The 3038-nt window shown below is 69.2% G+C and carries 2 protein-coding genes; both read right to left on the bottom strand.

Annotated elements, in window-relative coordinates; all coding sequences use genetic code 11:
- Nucleotides 1-135: 135 nt before the first annotated feature.
- Nucleotides 136-615 carry a rhodanese-like domain-containing protein gene (locus JNK68_01480; protein ID MBL8539019.1) on the bottom strand — a complete coding sequence of 160 codons (480 nt, stop codon included), beginning with the start codon at nucleotides 613-615 and terminating at the stop codon, nucleotides 136-138.
- A gap of 64 nt (nucleotides 616-679) precedes the next feature.
- The gene (locus JNK68_01485; protein MBL8539020.1) at nucleotides 680-2980 is read right to left on the bottom strand and encodes a SufS family cysteine desulfurase; all 2301 of its coding nucleotides are present in this window, start codon (nucleotides 2978-2980) and stop codon (nucleotides 680-682) included.
- Between the last annotated feature and the right edge of the window lie 58 nt (nucleotides 2981-3038).

Raw genomic sequence — 3038 nt, forward strand, 5'->3', positions numbered from 1 at the left:
GCACATGCAGGCGGCGTCAGCGAGCGGGCGGGACGTCGACGGCGAGATGGACCCGCGCGTGGGAGAGGACGCGCATCGAGCGGCATCGCCAGCGATGTCCTGCACGCTGACGATGCCGCGCGCACTCCTGGTCGGTCAGCTTTGCTCCCAGGGCAATCCGCGATGGCGCCAGCCGCCGGTGCCGCCCCGGTGCTTCTCGTCGTCGAGGTCGCCTTCGAACCCTTCGGCAATGTTGTAGGCATGCTCGTACCCGGCCTCCGTGGCCGCGGCAGCCGCCGCAGCCGAGCGCTGGCCGCTGCGGCAGAGGAAGAGCACGGGAGTGTTCTTGTCGTCGACCTCGTCCTCCAGGTCTCTCAGGAAATCCGCATTCCGTCTCATGCCCGGCCAGGTCGCCCAGGGCACGTGAATCGCGTGCGGGACGCGCCCGACAAAGGCGAGTTCCTCCTCGGTGCGCACGTCGACCAGCACGGCTTCACCCGCATCGAAGAGCTTCCACGCCTCCTTCGGGCTCAGCGTTCCCGCGAAGCGATCGGATGAATCCTTGGCGCGGGCTCGCGCACGCTTGAGCAGGGCCTGGGCGTCCGTCTTGCGGACGGCATTTGCAGCGACTGACATGGTTCTCTTACCTCCGCTGTGGTTGATCGGCAGCACGCTGTGCCCGCGCCGCCGACATCTTGGATCAGTGCGGGAGATATCCCGTCTTGATTCTGTGTACGGCCGCGACGAGCGCATCGACTTCCTCGCAGGTATTGTAGAACGCGAGGGAGGGGCGCACCGTCGTCTCCAGACCAAAGCGTCGCAGGATGGGTTGCGCGCAATGATGGCCGGCGCGCACTGCAATGCCCTCACGGTTGAGCGCTGCGCCCACGTCCTCGCTGCGGAAGCCATCGAGCACGAAGGAAATGACGCTCGCCTTCTCGCGCGCAGTGCCGATGATGCGCAGACCGGGGATGGCCGAGAGCCCGCGGGTGGCATAGACGAGCAGGTCGTGCTCGTACCGACCCACGTTCTCGATGCCGATGCGCTCCACGTAATCGAGGGCCGCACCGAGGCCGACGGCGTCGGCGATGTTGCCCGTGCCCGCCTCGAAGCGCCCCGGCGCCGGCTGATACACGGTCTTTTCGAAGGTCACGTCCTGAATCATGTTGCCGCCCCCCTGCCACGGCGGCGTCGCGTTGAGCAGATCACCCTTGCCGTACACGGCGCCGATACCCGTCGGCCCGAATATCTTGTGGCCGGAGAACACGAACCAGTCGCAGTCGAGCGCCTGCACGTCGACGCGCATGTGCGAGACGGATTGGGCACCGTCCACCAGCACGCGCGCACCGTAGCGATGGGCGATCTCGACCATCTCGCGTGCCGGCGTGATGGTGCCGAGCGCGTTCGACACCTGGGAGAAGGCAACGAGCTTGGTGCGCGGCCCGAGCAGCTTCTCGTACTCGTCGAGCAACACCTGACCGTCGTCGTCCACCGGTGCCACGCGCAGCCGCGCGCCCTTCTCGGCGCAGAGCTGCTGCCACGGCACGATGTTGGCGTGATGCTCGAGCCAGGTGATGACGATCTCGTCGCCCTGGCCGATGTGCCGGCGTCCCCACGACTGCGCCACCAGATTGATGGCTTCCGTCGTGCCGCGCACGAAGATGATTTCGTCACTCGACGCGGCGTGGAGAAAGCGGGCGACCTTGTCGCGCGCGGCCTCGTAGGCATCGGTCGCCCGTGCGGCAAGCTCGTGCGCGGCGCGATGGATGTTCGAGTTCTCGTGCTCGTAGAAGTACGAAAGGCGGTCGATGACGGCGCGTGGCTTCTGGGTGGTCGCCGCGTTGTCGAACCAGATCAGCGGCCGGCCGTGCACCTGTTCGGAGAGGATCGGAAAGTCGCGCCGGATCGCGTTCACGTCGAAGGCCGGGTGCGCCGAAGCGAGACCGGCCGCGGGTTCGGTGGCCCCGCGTGCTGTCGGCTCCGCAGGCGCACGTGGCACCGCGCCGGTAGATCGCGCTTCGTCGATCACGTACAGCGCGGCCGCGGAGGCCTCGCCCGCCGACGTGCCGGGCGCACCGCCGGGGACATCGGCCGGCGGCGTTGCCGGCTTCGGCAAGGCGGAAGCGGCTGCCGCCTCCGTGGGAAGCAGACTGCCGCCCTCCTCGATCTGGCGGAATGCGGCACCCAGCCCCAGGTCCGGCATCGGTTCGAGATTGACGTCGCGTGGCCGCAGTTGCAGCGGCGTCGTGCTGCGCGGCGGTGCCGCCTGCGCGCTGTCGAGGAAGTAGAACGGCGCGCTCGCCGACGTCGGTGCCGACGCGCTCACCCCGTGCTGCGGCGTGCTGCCGGTGGCCCCCGCAAGCGTCCCTGGCAGCGCGCGCAGCGCCGCTTCGTCCGGCAGCTCGATAGCCGATGACGGCGGGATGGCGCCGACAGCAGGCACAGCGCCGACCTCGACGCCGGGGGTCGCCGGCGCCGTCGAGCCGAGTCTCAACCCCGGCGGCGCCGAGAGGTCTGACACCGACCGCGGATGGAAGGCGGTCGCGCTCGCCGGTGGCGTAACACCAAGTCCCGAGTCGGCTCCCGTCGGTACCGGATTGAGCGCCGGCACCGCACGGGGTGAGGTCGACTCGCCGGACCGCAGGAAATAGAAGCTCGCTTCCGCATCCGCCGGTGCAGGTGGCGTGAGGAAGTCATGCGGACTGCGCCCGGTAAGACCCGCCGCAGCGGCAGGTGCGCCCTCGAACGCGGGCTCGGCGGGTGCACCCGGCGGCCGTGCCCCGCCCGGTATCCCCGGCGACCCCGCAGCCGGGGACGGAACTGCATCCGGTGCAGCAGGAACGTCCGTCGTGCCGGGCAGCGCCGTAAAGAACGCGTTCGCGAGCCGGGTCAGAGTCGCGACGTCGGGAAACCCCGGGACGCCGGCAGGCACGCCATCGAGTCCCGGCGCCAGGGTGATGCCGGTCACGCCCGGCGCGTCTGGCTTACTTCCGGTAGTCATGCTTGTAATCGTGATACTTGCCGACTTCGACACCCTCGAGCACCGCGATCGCGTCTTC

This window comes from Betaproteobacteria bacterium, assembly GCA_016791345.1.
Classification (GTDB): Bacteria; Pseudomonadota; Gammaproteobacteria; order Burkholderiales; family JAEUMW01; genus JAEUMW01.

What these genes read in the sequence shown, in the direction of transcription:
- JNK68_01480 (MBL8539019.1), bottom strand. Translation starts at nt 615, where the DNA reads ATGTCAGTCGCTGCAAATGCCGTCCGCAAGACGGACGCCCAGGCCCTG.
- JNK68_01485 (MBL8539020.1), bottom strand. Translation starts at nt 2,980, where the DNA reads ATGACTACCGGAAGTAAGCCAGACGCGCCGGGCGTGACCGGCATCACC.